Annotated in this window: 15 protein-coding genes; 9 read left to right on the top strand and 6 right to left on the bottom strand. The window is 69.2% G+C overall.

Annotation, left to right across the window (positions count from 1 at the left end; genetic code table 11):
• Nucleotides 1–2 precede the first annotated feature (2 nt).
• From ACQ4L4_RS06450 to ACQ4L4_RS06440, 3 genes are all read right to left on the bottom strand, one after another.
• Nucleotides 3–1,616, bottom strand: a complete 1,614-nt coding sequence (locus tag ACQ4L4_RS06450; RefSeq protein ID WP_431103406.1) for a hybrid sensor histidine kinase/response regulator — start codon at nt 1,614–1,616, stop codon at nt 3–5.
• Nucleotides 1,613–2,266 carry an MEDS domain-containing protein gene (locus ACQ4L4_RS06445; RefSeq protein ID WP_431103405.1) on the bottom strand — a complete coding sequence of 218 codons (654 nt, stop codon included), beginning with the start codon at nt 2,264–2,266 and terminating at the stop codon, nt 1,613–1,615. Before ACQ4L4_RS06445 ends, ACQ4L4_RS06450 begins: the two co-directional genes overlap by 4 nt.
• 402 nt (nt 2,267–2,668) lie before the next feature.
• The gene (locus ACQ4L4_RS06440) at nt 2,669–3,028 is read right to left on the bottom strand and encodes a four-helix bundle copper-binding protein (RefSeq protein WP_431103404.1); all 360 of its coding nucleotides are present in this window, start codon (nt 3,026–3,028) and stop codon (nt 2,669–2,671) included.
• Between the two features lie 561 nt (nt 3,029–3,589).
• Here ACQ4L4_RS06440 and ACQ4L4_RS06435 point away from each other — a divergent pair.
• From ACQ4L4_RS06435 to ACQ4L4_RS06425, 3 genes are all read left to right on the top strand, one after another.
• Nucleotides 3,590–4,726, top strand: a complete 1,137-nt coding sequence (locus ACQ4L4_RS06435; RefSeq protein ID WP_431103403.1) for a TolC family protein — start codon at nt 3,590–3,592, stop codon at nt 4,724–4,726.
• A 64-nt stretch (nt 4,727–4,790) separates the two neighbouring features.
• Entirely contained in the window at nt 4,791–6,947 is a 2,157-nt protein-coding gene (locus tag ACQ4L4_RS06430) for an ATP-binding cassette domain-containing protein (protein ID WP_431103402.1), read from the top strand.
• 41 nt (nt 6,948–6,988) lie between these two features.
• Nucleotides 6,989–8,911, top strand: coding sequence for an HlyD family efflux transporter periplasmic adaptor subunit (locus tag ACQ4L4_RS06425; RefSeq protein WP_431103401.1), 1,923 nt, complete (start codon nt 6,989–6,991; stop codon nt 8,909–8,911).
• 88 nt (nt 8,912–8,999) lie between these two features.
• Here ACQ4L4_RS06425 and ACQ4L4_RS06420 read toward each other — a convergent pair whose 3' ends face one another.
• Nucleotides 9,000–10,190, bottom strand: a complete 1,191-nt coding sequence (locus ACQ4L4_RS06420) for an EAL and HDOD domain-containing protein (RefSeq protein WP_431103400.1) — start codon at nt 10,188–10,190, stop codon at nt 9,000–9,002.
• Nucleotides 10,191–10,529: 339 nt separating this feature from the next.
• Here ACQ4L4_RS06420 and ACQ4L4_RS06415 point away from each other — a divergent pair, with 339 nt between their 5' ends.
• Complete coding sequence (locus ACQ4L4_RS06415; RefSeq protein WP_431104890.1) at nt 10,530–11,189, top strand: OmpA family protein; 660 nt, start codon at nt 10,530–10,532, stop codon at nt 11,187–11,189.
• An 88-nt stretch (nt 11,190–11,277) separates the two neighbouring features.
• On the opposite strand, the gene ACQ4L4_RS06410 is transcribed toward ACQ4L4_RS06415, so the two are convergent.
• Nucleotides 11,278–11,481 (bottom strand): hypothetical protein, encoded by a 204-nt coding sequence (locus tag ACQ4L4_RS06410; RefSeq protein ID WP_431103399.1) that lies wholly within the window; start codon nt 11,479–11,481, stop codon nt 11,278–11,280.
• Between the two features lie 22 nt (nt 11,482–11,503).
• Nucleotides 11,504–12,031 (bottom strand): hypothetical protein, encoded by a 528-nt coding sequence (locus ACQ4L4_RS06405; RefSeq protein ID WP_431103398.1) that lies wholly within the window; start codon nt 12,029–12,031, stop codon nt 11,504–11,506.
• Nucleotides 12,032–12,294: 263 nt separating this feature from the next.
• Here ACQ4L4_RS06405 and ACQ4L4_RS06400 point away from each other — a divergent pair, with 263 nt between their 5' ends.
• From ACQ4L4_RS06400 to ACQ4L4_RS06380, 5 genes are read left to right on the top strand one after another with little or no spacing between them, the layout of a single operon-like run.
• Nucleotides 12,295–12,471: a DUF1328 family protein gene (locus tag ACQ4L4_RS06400; protein WP_067271457.1), complete on the top strand. Its 177-nt coding sequence runs from the start codon at nt 12,295–12,297 to the stop codon at nt 12,469–12,471.
• Nucleotides 12,472–12,506: 35 nt separating this feature from the next.
• A complete protein-coding gene (locus ACQ4L4_RS06395) occupies nt 12,507–13,043 on the top strand; it encodes a ferritin-like domain-containing protein (protein ID WP_431103397.1) in 537 nt (178 codons plus the stop codon).
• A 4-nt stretch (nt 13,044–13,047) separates the two neighbouring features.
• On the top strand, nt 13,048–14,559 hold the full coding sequence (locus ACQ4L4_RS06390; protein WP_431103396.1) for a phospholipase D-like domain-containing protein: 1,512 nt from the start codon (nt 13,048–13,050) through the stop codon (nt 14,557–14,559).
• The gene (locus tag ACQ4L4_RS06385; protein ID WP_431103395.1) at nt 14,550–16,820 is read left to right on the top strand and encodes an AsmA family protein; all 2,271 of its coding nucleotides are present in this window, start codon (nt 14,550–14,552) and stop codon (nt 16,818–16,820) included. The genes ACQ4L4_RS06390 and ACQ4L4_RS06385 overlap by 10 nt, the downstream gene beginning before the upstream one ends.
• Nucleotides 16,821–16,849: 29 nt before the next feature.
• Entirely contained in the window at nt 16,850–17,263 is a 414-nt protein-coding gene (locus ACQ4L4_RS06380) for a response regulator (RefSeq protein ID WP_431103394.1), read from the top strand.
• Nucleotides 17,264–17,357: the final 94 nt, after the last annotated feature.

Genomic DNA, 17,357 nt, shown 5'->3' with positions numbered 1-17,357 from the left:
GATTAGAGCGCGTCCGCGCGGATCAGCCGCTCCAGCGTGCGCGTCAGGCGATCCAGATCGATCGGCTTGACCATGTGCTCGTCGAAGCCGCTGCCCAGCGCCTTGTCGCGATCGGAGGCCTGGCCATACCCGGTCAGCGCGATCAGGCGCGGCGCCGCCGCCCCGAGTTCGTGATGGATCAGGGTCGCCAGCTGGTAGCCGTCGATGACCGGCATGCCGATGTCGAGCACCGCGGCATCGAAGCGCGACGCGCGCACCCGGTCCATCGCTTCCTGCGGCAGCGTCGTCGTGACGACGTCGTAGCCGGCGTAGCGCAGCGCCATGCCCAGCGTCTCGGCGGCGTCGCGGTTGTCGTCGACGACCAGCACCCGCCCCTGCACCGGCGGCAGCGTGTCCAGCGCCTCGGTGGCCGGCCCCGGCGCGGGCGGCGCGGCATGGATCTCCGCCGGCAGCGTCACGCGGAAGGTCGCGCCCTGCCCCGGTCCGGCGCTGAACACCGCCACCTGGCCGTGATGCATCTCGACCAGCTGCTTCACGATCGCCAGCCCGATGCCGAGCCCGCCCTTGGAGCGGTCCAGCGTCGTCGAGCCCTGCTCGAACAGTTCGAACACGCGCGGCAGCATGTCCGCGTCGATGCCGGCGCCGTTGTCCTGCACCTCGATCACCAGCGCATCGCCGGCGGCGCGCGCCGCGACGCGGATCTCGCCGTTGGTCGGCGTGTACTTGGCGGCGTTGCTCAGCAGGTTGACGAGGACCTGGCGCAGCCGGGCCCGATCGCCCACCAGCCGCAATTCCGGTCCGACGTCGCAGGCCACCTTCAGCAGGTGGTTGCGTTCCTCGAGCAGCGGGCTCACGCCCTCGATCGCGTCGCTCAGCAGGAAGGGCACGTCCACCGGCTCGCGCGCCAGCTCGATCTTGCCGCGCGTGATGCGGGTGATGTCGAGCAGGTCGTCGACCAGCTTGGAGAGGTGGCCGACCTGGCGTTCGATGATCTCGTGCTCGCGCGACAGAGGACCGGTCTGCAGGCGGATCAGGTGCAGCGCGGTGGAGATCGGCGCCAGCGGGTTGCGCAGCTCATGACCGAGCATGGCGAGGAACTCGTCCTTCGCGCTCGCGGCGCGTTCGCGTTCGTGGTCCAGCCGCGCCGCGTGCAGTCCGGTCGAGGCCAGCGTCGCCGCGGCACGCATGAAGGCGCTCTGGTGCGGCGACGGGAAGTCCGGCCGGGAGGAGCCGAACCACAGGCTGCCGGCCCGCCCCGCCGGCCCCAGGTAGAGCCGCACCACGCGCAGGGTGCCCAGCGGCGATTCCAGCGCGGTCGCGCTGTCGGCGGTGTCGGGCATCTGGCGGCAGGCGATGATGAAATCGGTCCAGGCCTCCTGCGACACCCGCACGCCCCCGAGCTGCAGGACCGTGGCCGGCGCGGCGTCCGGCACCAGCGGCGCATGCAGCAGGCAGACCGCCGTGCCCACGATCCGGTTCACCGCCTCGGTCGTGAGCTGCAGGACGGTGGCGGCGTCGCGCCCGACCCAGAGGGCCGGCAGCGCGAGCAGGCCCATCAGGTCGCGCAGCGCCCGGTCGGCGGCGGACGGGTCTCTTTCTCGGGACATCGTGGTCATTCGGACCGCCGGGGTCGTGCCGGCACTGGGAGCGCCACCGGCGCGGAGCGCCCGCGACGTCGCCCCGTGGCCCGGCGCGCGGACAGCTCGCGCAGCATCTCGGCCGGCGGCGTGAAGAACGGATTCTCTCGCAGCACGCCGCCGATCATCGTCAGCGGATGCGTGCGCAGCAGATCCATCATGGTGGTGCCATCGAGCGGCGCGAGGTCGTAGACGCAGATCGCCAGACGCCGGTTCGTGTCCAGGACGCCGTTCAGGCGCGCCTCGTACTCCAGCAGGTCCAGACGGTCGATGCCATGACGGACCGCCCAGCCCATCTGCGTCATGACGCGCAGCCCGTCGAATCCGCCCGGCTCCCGCCCTTGCGCCGCGGTGGCCAGCGCCATGGCCGCGAGCATGGCCTCCACGTCGATCGCGCCAGGCGCCTGCGGCCAGGGCCACAAGGCCAGCTGGCCGCGCTGTTCGCACGCCACGACGTCGATCCCGGCGCCGACCAGCCGGGCCCGGTGCTCGTCAAGGCCGCCCGGCTCGATCAGGTGCAGGTTGCGTTCGTTGTTGTGCTCCGCCTCCCGGTAGAACGGCGCCAGCACCTGGCACGCCTCCTCCCGGCTGTCGAAAAAGGCGCAAATGTGGAAATGGGGGGTGATCACTGCTCTCTCGCACCGTCCACGGCGTCAAGGCCATCGGACGTCCTCCGTCCCGAGTTGCATCGGCCAGTCGGCTGGCTCTTGGGGTCGATCGCCGGATGTTAGCCGTGAAGCGGGTGTGCGACTGGCATCCGATGCCAGCCGGCCATCGCCCTTCCGTCCCCGACCGTGTTCGAGCGCCCCGGCCCGCCCCGTCACAGGCCACGTTCTTCGATCAGTTGCCGACTCACAACCGTCAGGGACGGATTAAATCCCTGAAATCAAAGATGGACACTTGCCAGAAACCCGTCATGACAATTCATCAATGAACCGACTGCAGTAAGTCAATCGGCCCATCAATAAGTCAGCCGGCAACCGTGCCTTGGCAGAAAGTCTGCCGCCCTGGCGCCCTGCCGCCAATTGCGCTCAGGCGTGGGCGCCCAGCGCATGTCGCTCACCCGCGTGGACATCGCAGGCGGCTGCGCAAGCCCGGCAGGCCTGGGCGCAACGCCGGCAATGCGCATGCTGATGCTTCTCGCATTCTTCGGCGCACGCCCGGCACAGATGGGCGCACAACGCGCAGAAATCGCCATGGTGCGCGGACTCTCGCGACAGCACGCCGATCGTGGCCTCGCAGATCGCGGCGCAATCCAGATCCAGCAGGGCGCACGCCTCCAGCAGGCGATCGCCGGAGCGGATGCACGCGTTGGCGCACTGACGCGTGGCCAGCAAGGCCTCGGCACAGGCCTTCATGCAGGGTTCCAGGTCTTCGGAGGGGGTGGTCATCGCGTGTCCTTCGCTAGGTAAGAGGTGCCGCCTTCCGGCAACCGTCATTCCCCGGGGACGTCCGCGTCCGGGCCTCGCTGGATATTCGCGCCCCGGACACGACTAGCAAACTCTTGCTAGTTTCTTTGCATAAACAAGCCATCAGTGGTTGACAGCGCCAAAAGGCTAGCAAGGAAATGTCATTGTGAGACGGCAGGACAGGAAACGAAACTGAGCGGGATAGAAAACAGCCCGCCGGGGTTTCCCTTGAACCGCCAAGCTCCTTTCCGACCGTTCCGCCCTTTCCGGCCCTTCCCACCTTTCTCACCTTTCTCACCTTTCCGACCTTTCCGCTCCTTCCGCCCCTTCCGCGCTTTCCGCGCTTTCCGATCACCCCGGTCAACGAATCTCGATATCGCCACCGGATGGCCATATCCGCTCGTCGCGCTGGCACTGATCTGCCTGCCGGCCCACGCGGACGACGGACGCCAGGTGCCGGCCAAGACCTTGGAGGACGCCCCCCTCGCCGTCTCCTCCGCCAGCGCCGCGTCGTCGGCGAATGCCGTTCGCTGGGGGGCCGCCATGGATGACTTCCTCAGCGGCGCCTTGTCCGCGGATCCTTCGATCGAACGCGCCCGGGCCTCGATCGCCGCCGCGGAGGACGGCGTCAGCGCCGCGAAGTGGCAGTTCGGTCCCTCACCGAGCTTCTCCCGCCAGCTCGCCAGCGGCATCGGCGGGTATGTCAACGTCCTGAGCATCCAGCAGCCGCTCTACACCGGGGGACTGCTGTCGGCCAACCTGAGCGCCGCACGGACCACCCTGCGCAGCAGCGAGATGGAGCTGCGCTCCGCGCAACTCCAGCTGAAGCTGAAGATCGTGCAGACCTGGGCCGACTGGGCCAAGGTCCGGGGTCGCATCGACAGCCTGGAGGCCTTGCGCGCGGAGCATCAGCAGTTGCTGGAGATGATCCGCCGTCGCAACCAGGCGGGCGTGGCCACGAACGCCGACGCGGCGCTGGCGGCCTCCCGGCTGAGCGCCGTGCAGGCGGAAATGGCGCAGGCGCGGCTCGAGGAAGCACTGCAGCGCGATCGGCTGCAGCGTCTGGCGCGTCGCCCCGTCGACGATCCCTTGCGCGTCGTGCTCGACGGCGAGCTCCCCGCGCCTCCGGCCTTGAACCAGGTGCTCGACCGCATCCAGCTCTCGCCCGAGATGGCGATCGCGCGCGCGAACGTCGACCTGTACCGCGATGAACTGACCAAGGCCAAGGCCGCGCTGCTGCCGACCGTCAGCCTGCGCATGGACCGTCAGAGCGGCGCCTACAAGGACGATCGCATCGGCGTCGTGATCCAGGCCGGACTGCCCGGTGGCCTGTCGGCCCTGTCCGGCGTGAATGCGGCCCGCTCGCGTATCGCCGCGGCGGAGGCCGCGGTCGCCGCGACCGAACAGGACCAGCTGAGCAACTATCAGCTGGAGTACACGCGTCATGCCGCGGCGGTCGCCTCGCTGCGCAACGCCGAGCTCACCGCCTCGACCGGCGACGAGGTGCTGGCGTCGTACCGGCGTCAGTTCGATGCCGGCAAGCGGGCGTGGCTGGACCTGCTGAACATGGTCCGCGAGGCCCACACCACCCGCCAATCCCAGCGCGACGCCGCGATCGACGAACGCGCCGGCCTGTATCGCCTGCACCTGCTCCTCGACGGCGCACCGGCGCTCCATTGAACGGACCGACATCCGTCTGCCGCAGTTCCGCCTTCTGCCCATCGCCACCCGCGAGATGCCCGTCATGACCTGGACTCCCTTCAAGCGAACGACCGCCGCGTCGTCGCCCCCTTCGGCCGCCATCGCGACCGCCCTGACCCACTGGCTGCGCCTGAAGGGACGTCCCGTGCCCGCCGCGCTGGTCCGCCAGCGCCAGATGGCAATGGGTCTGCCCGGCGAGGATCTCCACAGCGCACGCCTGCTGGCCGGCGCGCTCGACCAGCAGAGCCACTTCGTGCTGCTCGACGCGCCGCAACTCGCCGCGTTGCCGCTGCTGTGCCACCACGCCGAGCACGGCTGGCAGGTGGTCACCGCCCGCACGCCCGAGGGACTCTGGACCTGCGCCGGGCCCGATCAGGTCCGTCGCGACCTCGTGTTGGACGATCAGCCTTGCCTGCACGCGGTGGTGGACCCCGAGGCCGAACGAGGCGCGACCCGAAGCGCGCGCGGCATGATGCTCGCGCAGATCCGCGGCCAGTGGCCGATCTTCGTGGAGGCGGCGGGCCTGTCGCTGGTGCTGTCGACGATCGGCATCGCCATCTCGTTCTTCTCGATGCAGGTCTACGACCGCGTCATCCCGAGCCAGGGCCACCAGACCCTGTGGGTCCTCACCCTGGGCGTGGGCCTGGCGGTGGTGATCGAGTTCCTGCTGAAGCTCGCGCGGGCCTCGCTGCTCGAACCGCGGCTGAAGCAGCTGGATGTCGGCATCTCCAGGGCGCTGATGGCGCGGCTCAACGCGGTCCGGCTGGATCAGCGACCCGGCTCCGTCGGCACCCTGGCGTCGCAGGTGCAGAGCTTCGAGTCGATCCGCGGCATCCTGTCGGCCAGCACCCTGTTCCTGCTCTTCGACATGCCGATGGCGCTGATCTTCGCGCTCGTGATCGCGGCGATCGGCGGCTTCTGGATGGCACTGCCGGCGGTGGTGCTCTTCGGCGTGACCGTGCTGACCGGCCTGCTGCGCGCCCGCCGCATCGCCCGGCTCACCGCGAGCAGCCAGTCCGGCGCCAACGCCAAGACCGGCCTGCTGGTCGAGACCATCGAAGGCACCGAGGCGATCAAGGGCCTGGGCGCCACCTGGCGCTTCGAATCCCGCTGGGCGGCGCTGTGCGAAGTGAACGCCGCGCAGAGCCTCGCCCTGAAGCATGAAAGCGACACCACCTCGTACATTTCCGCCGCCCTGCAACAGGTCAGCTACGTCGCCCTGATCTGCGTCGGCGCGGTGCTCGCGATCGACGGGCACCTGACGCAGGGCGCGATCGTCGCCTGCTCGATCCTGTCGGGGCGTGTGCTGTCGCCGCTGGCCTCGATCCCGCCCCTGCTCGTGCAGCTGGGCAGCGCCCGTGCGTCCATGAAGGCGCTCGACGCGATCTTCCGGCTGCAGGTGGACAACGAAGGCGTCGCCCGCCCCATCGTGCCCCAGGTCCTGCACGGGGAGTTGCGCTTCGAGAACGTCGAATTCGCCTACCCCGGTCAGAAGGAAGCGCTGCGCTTCGGCAGCATGCGCTTCCGCCCCGGCGAGAAGGTCGCCATCCTGGGCACCATCGGCGCCGGCAAGACCACGCTGCTGTCGCTGGCCTGCGGCCTGACCCAGCCGACACGCGGCACCGTCTACCTGGACGGCGTCGACCAGCAGCAGATCCATGCCGGATGGCGCGCGACCCAACTGGCCTATGGCCCGCAGCACGCCTGGCTGTTCTCCGGCACGCTGCGCGACAACCTCCTTTTCGGACTGCCCGACGTCAGTGACGACCTCCTCGTCGCCGCCTGTCAGAAGACCGGTCTCTGGCCCATGGTGGCCCAGCATCCGCTGGGCCTGGACCGCAAGCTCTCGGAAGGAGGACGCGGCCTGTCGGGCGGGCAGCGTCAGCTCGTGGCGCTGACGCGCCTGGTCTTGGCCGATCGCGCGGTGTGGCTGCTCGACGAGCCGACCTCCGGCATGGACGACGGACTGGAACAGGCCACCGTCCGCTTGATGCGGCAGATGCTCAAGCCCGAGACGACGCTGCTGCTGGTGACCCATCGCCTGTCGATGCTGGCGCTGGTCGACCGCGTGATCGTTCTCTCGCCACAGGGTGTCCTGGCGGACGGCCCGCGGGACGAAGTGCTGGCCAGGCTGCAGGGCCGACCGGCGCCGTCCGCCGACGCCGCGGCCGCCACCAAGGCCGCAACCAAGGCCGCCTGAGCGTCGGCCGCTCGCAGAACTTCCGACATCAAGAGAACGTTATGACAACGACCAACCGTCTTCACGAGGGTCAGGCGCGCGTGCGCTGGACCGTCCTCGCCACGGTGGCGGCGCTGGCTGCCGGCTTGTGGTGGGCCTCCCAGGCGCAGATCGAGCAGGTGACTCGCGCCGGGGGCAAGGTCATGGCATCCTCGCGCACCCAGGTGATCCAGGCACCGGACGGAGGTGTGGTGGAAAAGCTCTTCGTGCACGAGGGGGATGCCGTCCGCAAGGGCGATCTGCTGGCGCAGCTCGACAACACCAAGGCCAGCGCCGCGCTGGCGGACTCCAGCGAAAAGGCCAATGCCTTGAACGCCTCGCTGGCGCGCCTGCGCGCCGAGACGCTGGGCACGCCCTACCGCCCCGCCGGCACGGGCCCGTTCAACGAGCTGCAGCGCCAGCTCTACGAGCGCCGCCGCACGGCCTTGCAGGAAGAGCTCACGGTGCTGGCGACGTCCGCCGATCTCGCCCGGCGCGAGGTCGCCCTCAACGAGCCCCTGTACAAGGCCGGCGACATCAGCGCGGCCGACTATCTGCGGCTCCAGCGCACGGCCAACGAGGCCGCGGGACAGGTCACCTTGCGCCGCAACCGCTTCCTCCAGGATTCCCAGGCCGAGTTGGCCAAGACCGAAGAAGAGCTCGCCAGCGTGCAGCAGATGCTGAACGACCGTCGCGGCAACCTGGAACACACGCAGTTGCGTGCGCCGGTCGACGGCGTGGTCAATCTGATCACGCTGACCACCGAGGGCGCGGTCCTGCGCCCGGGCGACGAGATCATGCAGCTGCTGCCCACCGGCGACGACCTGATCATCGAGGCCCGGTTGCGTGCCGCCGACATCGGATTCATCCGACGCGGCATGCCGGCGGTGGTCAAGGTGGACGCCTTCGACTACAGCATCTACGGCGCCCTCGACGGCAGCGTGACCTACGTGAGTCCCGACGCCCTGACCGAGCGCACCGCGCAAGGCGAGCAGGCCTACTACCGCACGCACATCCGCATCAGCGGCAAGCGTTTCAAGGGCGAGAAGGCCGATCGCATCGTGATCCAGCCCGGCATGACGGCAACGGCGGAGATCATCACCGGCCGCCACACGGTGCTGGACTACCTGCTCAGCCCGTCCGGAAAACGATCTCGGAATCACTCGGAGAGCGCTGAATCCCCGGCGACCGCACGACGCTTGCGCAAGCACCACTCACTTCACGTCATCAATCTTCATCGCCCATCAGCAACAACAACTCCGAACCAGAGGGGAACAGACATGATCACCGTCACCATCATCGAAGACGATGCCACCGTCCTGCAGCGCCTGATCGACGTCGTGTCGGCCAGCAGCGCCTGCCAGATCGTGGGCATCGGTCGCAACCGCGGCGAATCGGTCTCCGCGATCCTCGCCAATCGTGCGGACATCTACTTGGTCGACCTCGGCCTGCCCGACGTGGACGGGATCGACCTGATCAAGCTGATCGACGAGAAGTGTCCCGATGCGCACAGCATCGTGATCAGCACCTTCGGCGATGCCAAGCACGTGATGCGCAGCCTGCGCTCGGGTGCTTCGGGCTACCTGTTGAAGGAAGAGATCCAGCCCAGCCTGATCGACAAGATCATCGCCACCCACAACGGCCACGCCCCCTTGAGCCCCGCCGTCTCCCGGCTGGTGCTCGACAAGCTCGAGAGCCTGGAGACCGGCGTGAAGCCCAAGGTGGACAAGGGGCAGAAGCTGAAGGAGCTCGGCCTGGGTCAACGCGAATGGAGCGTGCTGAACCTGCTGATCGAAGGCTTGCCGATCGTCGACATCGGCAGCCGCCTGTCGATCTCGCGCTTCACGGTGAATCAGCACTTGAGGTCGATCTATCGCAAGCTGAACGTCAACTCCCGCGCCATGGCCACCAGTGTCGCCCGGCTGCATGGGCTGATCGACGAGTGAGCCAACCGGGGGGCGGAGCCGTGCCGGGATGCTCGCGGACAGGCCGCCCTCCCGGGTGGCTGGGTCATGGCTCAAGCGCCTGCACGCCTCAGGCGACAGCCGTCACCAGGCCGTTGCCGGGGCCGGCCTCGCGAGCAGGCCTGGCGGGGCCAAGCATCGACAGGAACACCGAGGCGGGTTTCGACAGCAGGCGCATCCGCAGCAGTTGCTTGCAGAGCAGGAAGGACGCTTGCTCCAGCGCTCCCGGCGTGCGCACGAGGCCATCGCGACGCAAGCGGAGCCGCCCTTCGGCCAGTTCGCCGCGCAGCAGTTGCGCCAGGGCGCGATCCCGGCCATGCACGGCGGCGATGTTGAGCACCGCCAGCCAGGCGACCAGGACCGCACGCGGCAACGACGCCAGCACCTCCGCCAGCGACTCCGACGTCGCGGCGCAGTGCGGCGCATGGATGGCCTGCACGCGCAGCAGTCGCGCGACCAGCGCCGGATGACGACCCGCGATCAGCGCGAGCGACGACGCCGACGCCCCCGAGCGCGCCAGCATGAACAGCTGCCCGACCACGAGCGGATCGCATCCGGGCAGCGCGTGCACGGCCAGGGTCGTCGGCCGGGCGATGCCATAGCCCTGGAAGTAGTCGGCGCCGGCACGACGCGCGCGCTGGAGGGATTCAGCGTCCTCGATCTTCTCGGCGATGACGGCCATGCCGAGTTGATGGGCCTGGCGAACCAGCGCCGAGAGTTGATCCGCATCAAGGCCGAAGACATCGATCTTGGCGAACTGGACCCACGGTGCCAGCGCCCATCGCGCATCGTCGGCGCGGACGATATCGTCCAGGGCGAACCGGTAGCCGCGGCCGTGGAGGTCGCGGATGCGATGCAGGAGCGCCGCGTCCACCACGACGGTTTCGAGCAGCTCGATCACGCCGACATCGGGCGTCAGCGCTTCGGCGATCGGACTCATCAGCGTGCGGCAATCCATGTTGACCAGCAGGTCGCCGATGGGGTGCTCCGCGGCCGGCGCGTCGGTCAGCAGCTCGCCATCGATCAGCGCGCCCGACAGGGCCGTGGCCGTCGCGTAGGCGCCCAGTTCCGGTCCGACGCCGGCGTCGCTGGCATTCCAGCGGAACAGCAGTTCCGTGGCCACGACGCGGCCGGCGCGATCGATGACCGGTTGCATCGCGTAGCGGACATGGGAACCGAGATGTTCAGCCTGCCAGTTCGGCGAGCGGGAGAGTTCCACACCGTTGACGGGGGTGCGACCGGGTTCGGACGATCGGGACATGAGCACTCCGCGGAGCGGGTAGCGAAGAAGGCTTCATGCTATGAACCAAGGGCCCGGCGCTGAATAACAAACACTTGTCATCCATGGAAGCTTGATAACAGTTATGGGAGGGGTCACCGACTGCAACTGGGGGGACACGGCAGGTCCCGAACTTGCCCTCTTTCGTCACCGTCGGACACGCGCGCGAACCGGAACCCTGGTGCGAGGCGCGGGCGACTCACCCGCCAGACCCGGACCGGGTCCGCTGCCGCGCTGGGATACTGACCTGCGCGGGCGGCGGCACAGCCGCCCGGGTCGTTGGGTTTTCTTACCCGGATCACAAGGAGAAGCAACATGCAGATGCGACACACCCGACTGGCCGCGGCCGCCCTGGCGGCCGCCGTCCTGGCCGGCTGCGCGAACATGGACGAACGCCAGCGCGGCACCGCGGGCGGCGCCGCGATCGGCGCCGTCTCGGGCGCGGTCATCAGTTCCGCCACCGGCGGCAAGGCGGGGACAGGCGCGCTGATCGGCGGCGCGCTCGGCGCGGTGGCCGGCAACGTCTGGTCACGCCACATGGAGGACAAGCGCCGCGCGATGGAACAGGCCACGCAGGGCACCGGCGTCGAGGTGACGCGCACGGCGGACAACCAGTTGAAGCTGGACGTGCCGAGCGACATCTCGTTCGCGACCAACAGCGCCTCCATCGAGCCGCGGCTGCGCCCGGTGCTGGACGCCTTCGCGAACGGCCTGAACAGCAATCCGTCGCCGACGATGGTGCGCGTGGTGGGCCACACCGACAACACCGGCTCCGATGCGATCAACGATCCCTTGTCGCTGCGTCGCGCGGAGAGCGTGCGGGGTTACCTGGCCGACCGGGGTGTCCGTTCCGACCGGGTCGAGGTCGCCGGCCGAGGCTCGCGCGAACCGCTGGTGTCGAACGACACGGCGGAGAGCCGCGCCAAGAACCGCCGCGTCGAGATCTTCCTGCGCGAGCCGCAGCAGGGCTCGGGCGGATGAGCGTTCCGACGCTCCCATGACAAAGGCGCCTGTGAACCAGGCGCCTTTTTTCTATCGCGCGTCCGGCGCGTCCAGCGCGTCCAGCGCGTCAGTTCGTCGACTTGGCGGGTTCGGGTCCCATGTGAGGCCCGGTGCGATGCAGCGCGCCGCCCTCGCCTTCCCAGGTGGTGACCTCCTCGGGTTTCGCATGCAAGGCCTTGTGCCGCGCCTCGAAGCGCCGGGCCTGCCATTGCCACAGCGCGTAGCCGGCCAGGCTCGACAACGCGAGGGGGACGAGTCGTTTCATCAGCATGGTGTCGCTCCTCGTCGGTCGATCATCGTGCCGGCGCGCTGGCCTTGGGCTGGCGCGGGGGCGGAACGTCCGGACCCGGGCGCATCGTCGCGCTGGGCGGTTCGGCCGGGGCGGACGGAATGCCCGCCGCGGTCGGGTTCTCCTGCACCATGCGATCGATGCGGGTCAGGATGCCGCCGCTCTGCACGCTACCGTCGCGCGTGCCCTGTCCCATCACCATCATGCGGCAGTCCTCGCGGTCTTCCGCGGCGACGCGCTGGCAGCGCAGCATCGCGTTGTTGGCGAGGTCCTGCGCGCTCGCGGTCCGGAGGTTGCCGCGCTGGGCTTCCTGACGGGCCGCGCCGGCTTCCTTGAGGCAGGCCGCGCGGGCCTGGCCGGTCTTGCCGGCGAGGCAGTTGGCGCGTTCCTGCTCATAGGTCGACTGGATGTCGGACTTGGACGCGGCCGCGAAGGCCGGCGTGGTCACCATCATGACGGCCGACAGCACCGCCCCGGCGGTGATCCACGCGGCGGCGGAGGGGGACGTGAGGGTCTTGTTGAGCTTGATCATCTTGGGTTCCTTTCCAGCGCGAGGCGCCGAGGTCGGAAGACGGGACGGGAGGATGAAGCAAGGCTAGGCCCGCGACCCGCCGCCGTCTGTCGTACCGCGCCGGAGCCGCGTGTAGGACGAGTCCGGCACCGCGTTCCCAGGCAGGAGCGGCGGCGTCCTGTCCTACACCCGGACGTGGGCCCTGCTGATCCTTCCGGTCCACGGCCGCTTCTACAGTGACCCCAAGTGCCGCGCCGCGGCCGACAGCTGGAAAGGACATCGTCATGTTGAAGTGGGCCTTGATCTTTGCCGTGATCTCGCTGGTGGCGGGTGTACTCGGCTTCACCGGCCTCGCCGCGGGCGCGGCGGGCATCGCCAAGATCCTGTTCGGGATCTTCCTGGTCATCTTCCTGGTGCTGCTGGTCCTCGGCATCACCGGCGTGAACGCGCTGCGAAAGTGACCTTCACCGATTCTTGAATCCAGAGGAGCCCGCCCATGAACGCCCCCGAACACAAGCACCTGAAGCTTGACGAACAGGCCTTGCAACGCGCTCGCCAGCACCTCGACGAAGGCCCGGTCACGCCCAGCTACGGCCCGTGGCGCGAAGACGTGATCCGCCTGCTCAACGACGCGCTCGCGACCGAGCTGGTCTGCGTGCTGCGCTACAAGCGCCACTACTTCACCGCGCACGGCCTGAACTCGCCGCGCGTCGCCGAGGAGTTCCTCGAGCACGCCACGCAGGAGGCGGTCCACGCCGACCGCATCGCCGAGCGCATCGTGCAGCTCGGCGGCGATCCGGACTTCAAGCCGGACACGCTGACCCAACGCAGCCACGCCGAGTACGACGAGTCCAAGGACCTGAAGGCGATGCTGCGATCGAACCTGATCGCCGAGCGCATCGCCGTCGAGGCCTACCGCCAGATGATCCAGCTCATCGGCGACAAGGACCCGACGACGCGACGCATCCTCGAGGAAGTCCTCGCCGAAGAGGAAGAGCACGCCGACGACCTCGCCGACCTGCTGAGGGACTGACAGCATGCGCCGGCGCGTCGCGGCCCTGCTCTTCGCGCTCGGCGCGAGCGTCGGTCTCGTGGCCTGCGGCACGCCGCGCGCGCCCGTCAACGGCCGGGTCCCGGAGCCGCCGTCCACGGCACCGACGCTGACGCGGGTGGCCGCGCAGGTCGACGTCGTCGGCCCGCGCGGCCAGATGAACCAGGCCAGGCGCGAGCAGGCCCTGCAGGCGGCGGCCGCGCAAGGCAGATCGGACCTGCTGAAGCGGCAGATCGCGGCGATGTCCGCGTTCGGGGATGTCGACCTGTATGCCGGCAACGATGCGCAGCTGCTCGTCGACGGGCCGGCCACCTTCGCCGCCATGTTCGCGGCCATCGAGAAGGCACGCCGGCAGATCATCCTGGAGAGCTACATCATCGAGGACGCCGACGTCTCGCGACAGCTGGCCGACCTGCTGCTGAAGCGACGCGCGGACGGCCTCGAGGTCGCGGTCCTCTACGACGGCGTCGGATCGATCGGCACGGACGAGACCTACTTCGACCGCCTGCGTCAGGGCGGCATCGCGGTCTGCGCCTTCAATCCGGTCAACCCGCTCAAGCAGCGGACGCGTTATCACAAGATCACGCAGCGCGACCATCGCAAGATGCTGGTCATCGACGGCGAGACCGGCTTCACCGGCGGCATCAACATCAGCGCGGTGTACTCGTCGGGCTCGAGCGGCTTCGGCAGCCGAAGCGCGTCGAAGGCGCCCAGGCCCAAGGCCGCATCGAGCGAAGCGGCCGGCGGCAAGACCGGAGGCAAGGCCGACGACAAGGCCAACGACAAGGCCGATGACAAGACCGATGAGAACGGCTGGCGCGACACGATGATCCAGGTGCGCGGCCCCGCGACCCAGGCGTTGCACACGATGTTCCGCGAGGTCTGGTCGCAGCAGCACTGCGAAGGCACCGTCGCCGCGATCGAGCCGCCGGCCGGCCCGCCCGCGGGCCAGCAGTTGATGCGCGTGATCCCGTCCACGCCGCAGGACACCGAGAACCGCATCTACACGCTGCTGCTGGGCAGCATCCGCGCCGCGCAGCGCAGCGTGTACCTGACGATGGCCTACTTCGCGCCCGGCCAGGACATGGTCGACGCCCTGTGCGATGCCGCGCGGCGCGGCGTCGACGTCCAGCTGATCCTGCCCTCGCGCAGCGACTTCGGTCCGGTGATGCACGCGGGCCGCAGCCACTACGAGCGCATGCTGAAGGCCGGCGTGCGCATCCATGAACTGCAGGACGCGGTGCTGCATGCGAAGACCGCCGTCATCGACGGCGTGGTCTCGACGGTCGGCTCCAGCAACATGGACTGGCGCAGCTTCGTGCACAACAACGAAGTCAACGCGGTCGTGCTCGGCGAGGATTTCGGCGGCGCGATGACGCGCATGTTCGAGCGCGACCGCAACGCGTCGAAGACGATCGAGCTGCAGCGCTGGCAGGACCGCGGCCTGTGGCAACGGAGCAAGGAATACTTTTCCAGGATGTTTGAGCAATGGTGGTGAACAACGCGCCCTCCTCCGCGCCGGCGCCTTCGCCGGGTCCGCGACGACATCGCTTCCATGGCTGGGCCCTGGGCCTGGGTGTGCTGCTGGCGATGCTGCTGATCACGGTCGGCGTCTGCGAATGGCTGGGCTGGCCCTTCCTGCGCCGCCCGGCGGAGCAATGGCTGAGCCAGAAGCTCGACCGCCAGGTGCGCTTCGACGGCGACGAGGACAACACCGCCTGGCAGCTCCGGCTGATCGGCCACCTGCGGCTGCGTTCGCACAGCGTCACGATCGCCGGCCCCAGCTGGAGCACGCTGGGCGGTCCGATGCTGCAGGCGCAGGACGCCGCGCTGACGCTGCGTTATTCGGACCTGCTGGCCCTGCGTCAAGAGGGTCAGGCCTTGCAGGTGAAGTCGCTGCGCGCGGACGAACTGACCCTGCGGCTGGAACGCGACGTCGAGGGCCGCGCGAGCTGGCAATTCGGCAAGCAGCCGCCCAGCGACACGCAGGTGCGCAAGCGCCCCAACATCGACGGCATCCGCTTCGACCTGCTCGAAGTGGGCCGGGGCACGGTGCTGGTGGACGACAAGATCCAGGAGCTGTCGCTGCTGGGCCGTTTCGCGTTGCGCGAGACCTGGGCGACGCCGGAGGACGCCGCGTCGGCGGTGCGCTCGGGGCTTGCCGCATCGGGCGCGGCGTCCGGACAACGCGCGCCCGTGGCGGCGCGGGTGGCCAGCGCGGCCGCGTCCGGCACCCGGCTCGCCGTGGACTTCGGTGAACGGGTGGCGGGCAAGCCCAAGGGCGCCTCGGCGCCCGCCGGCGAACCGGGACCGGGCGAAGGCGGCCGCAACGGCGTGACGGCGCAGGCCGAGGGCCATTGGCGCGACCTGCCGATCAAGGCCAGCCTGCAGACCGGCTCCGCGCTGCCGTGGATGTCCTCGGACCCGAACGCACCCGCCGTGCCGGTCACGCTGCGCGGCAACATCGGCAAGGCGCAGTTGAGCTTCGACGGCCAGGTCCGTGACCTCCTGGTCAGCCAGGGGCTGACCGGAAAATACACGCTGGCGGGACCGTCGCTGGCGGCGGTCGGCGAGCCGCTCGGCGTCACGCTGCCGACCACGCCGGCCTTTGCGATGGCGGGCAAGTTGACGCGCGACGGCTCGCGCTGGACCACGGCGGTCAGCAAGGCCACGATCGGCAAGAGCCAGCTGAGCGGCGAGTTCCAGTACGACAGGCCGGAGAACGGCCAACCGACGCTGACCGGCGAGCTGCGCGGCCGCGAGCTGTGGCTGGCGGACCTGGGGCCGGCGGTCGGCGTGCCTGCGGAACCGGGCGCGCGCAAGGCGAAGAAGGCACCGTCGCGCGTGCTGCCGGACAAGCAGTTCGACCTGCCCTCGCTGCGGGCGATGAACGCCAACGTGAATGTGAAGCTGGCGCGTTTCGAATCCGGCAGCGCGCTCCTGCAGGCGGCCGAGCCGCTGAACGCGCGGATCGTGCTGCAGGACGGCGTCCTGGAATTGCGCGACATCGATGCGCGCGTGGCGCGCGGCCAGGTGGCGGGCAACATGACGCTGGACGGCCGGGGCCCGCAGGCGAAGTGGCAGGTGCGGCTGCGTGTCGGCGGCGTGCATCTGGAGCAGTGGCTGAACCTGGAACGCAAGAACGGCCAGCGCTGGGTCACCGGGCTGATGGGCGGACGCGTCGCGCTGGATGGCCAGGGCAAGTCGACGGCCGAACTGCTGGCGAGCGCCGATGGCCGCATGGTGCTGTACTGGACCGAAGGGACCATCTCCCATCTGATCGTGGAGGCGGCGGGCATCGACATCGCGCAGGGCCTGGGCATGCTGGTGCGCGGTGACGAACCGCTGGAGGTGTACTGCGGCGTCGCCGATCTGCGGGTCAAGGACGGCGTGGTGACGCCGCGGCCGATGGTTATCGACACGAAAGATTCGGTGGTGCTGGTGGATGGCGGCATGTCGCTGGCGACGGAGCGGCTGGCGCTGACCGCCAAGGTCGATCCCAAGGACAAGAGCCCGCTGACCTTGCGCACGCCGCTGAACATCCAGGGGACGTTCGGCGACCCTCAGATCAGTCTGCAGAAGGCGCCGCTGCTGCGCAAGCTGGTGCCCGCGGCCGTGCTGGGCGTGGCCCTGACGCCGCTGGCGGCGATCGTCCCGCTGATCGACCTGGGCGAGGAGGCGGACCCGGAGAGCCTCAAGGCGCTGTCTGAATGCAACGCGCGGCTGGCGCCGGCTGCGAAGCGGGGCTCGGGATCGTGATAATGAGCGCCTCGCTCACGCCCATGCCCATGTCCACCGTTCCCGTCACCGCACCGACGCCCGGCACGCTGAACTGTTTCCTGGTCGAGGACAGCCCGCTGATCCGGGAGAACCTCGTCGCGACGCTGCAGGAGATGCTCGACCTCGACGTGGTCGGCTGGGCCGAGGACGAAGCCGGCGCGCTGCGCTGGCTGCACGACGAGGCGGTCCCCTGCGACATCCTCATCATCGACCTCTTCCTCAAGCGCGGCTCCGGCATGTCGCTGCTGCCCAAGGCGCGGCAACTGCAGCCCGAAGCCAAGGTCATCGTGCTGACCAACTACGCCACGGCCGACATGCGGCAGCGCTGCGAGCAGCTCGGCGCCGACCGCGTCTTCGACAAGTCCAGCGAACTGGATGAGCTGATCGCGTACTGCCTGGATCTGGCGTCCTCGAAGGCTTGAATGCGCACGCAACGGAGCGGCAAGCGCGAGTCATAGCGCCAATCGCACAGAAGAAAGGGGTCCCGCAGGACCCCTTTTCCGTTTGATGGACCAC

This window comes from Roseateles noduli (assembly GCF_050626985.1).
Taxonomy (GTDB): Bacteria; Pseudomonadota; Gammaproteobacteria; order Burkholderiales; family Burkholderiaceae_C; genus Roseateles; species Roseateles noduli_A.
Note: the sequence above shows the minus strand (reverse complement) of the source record. Positions and strands in the feature narration are given on the sequence as shown.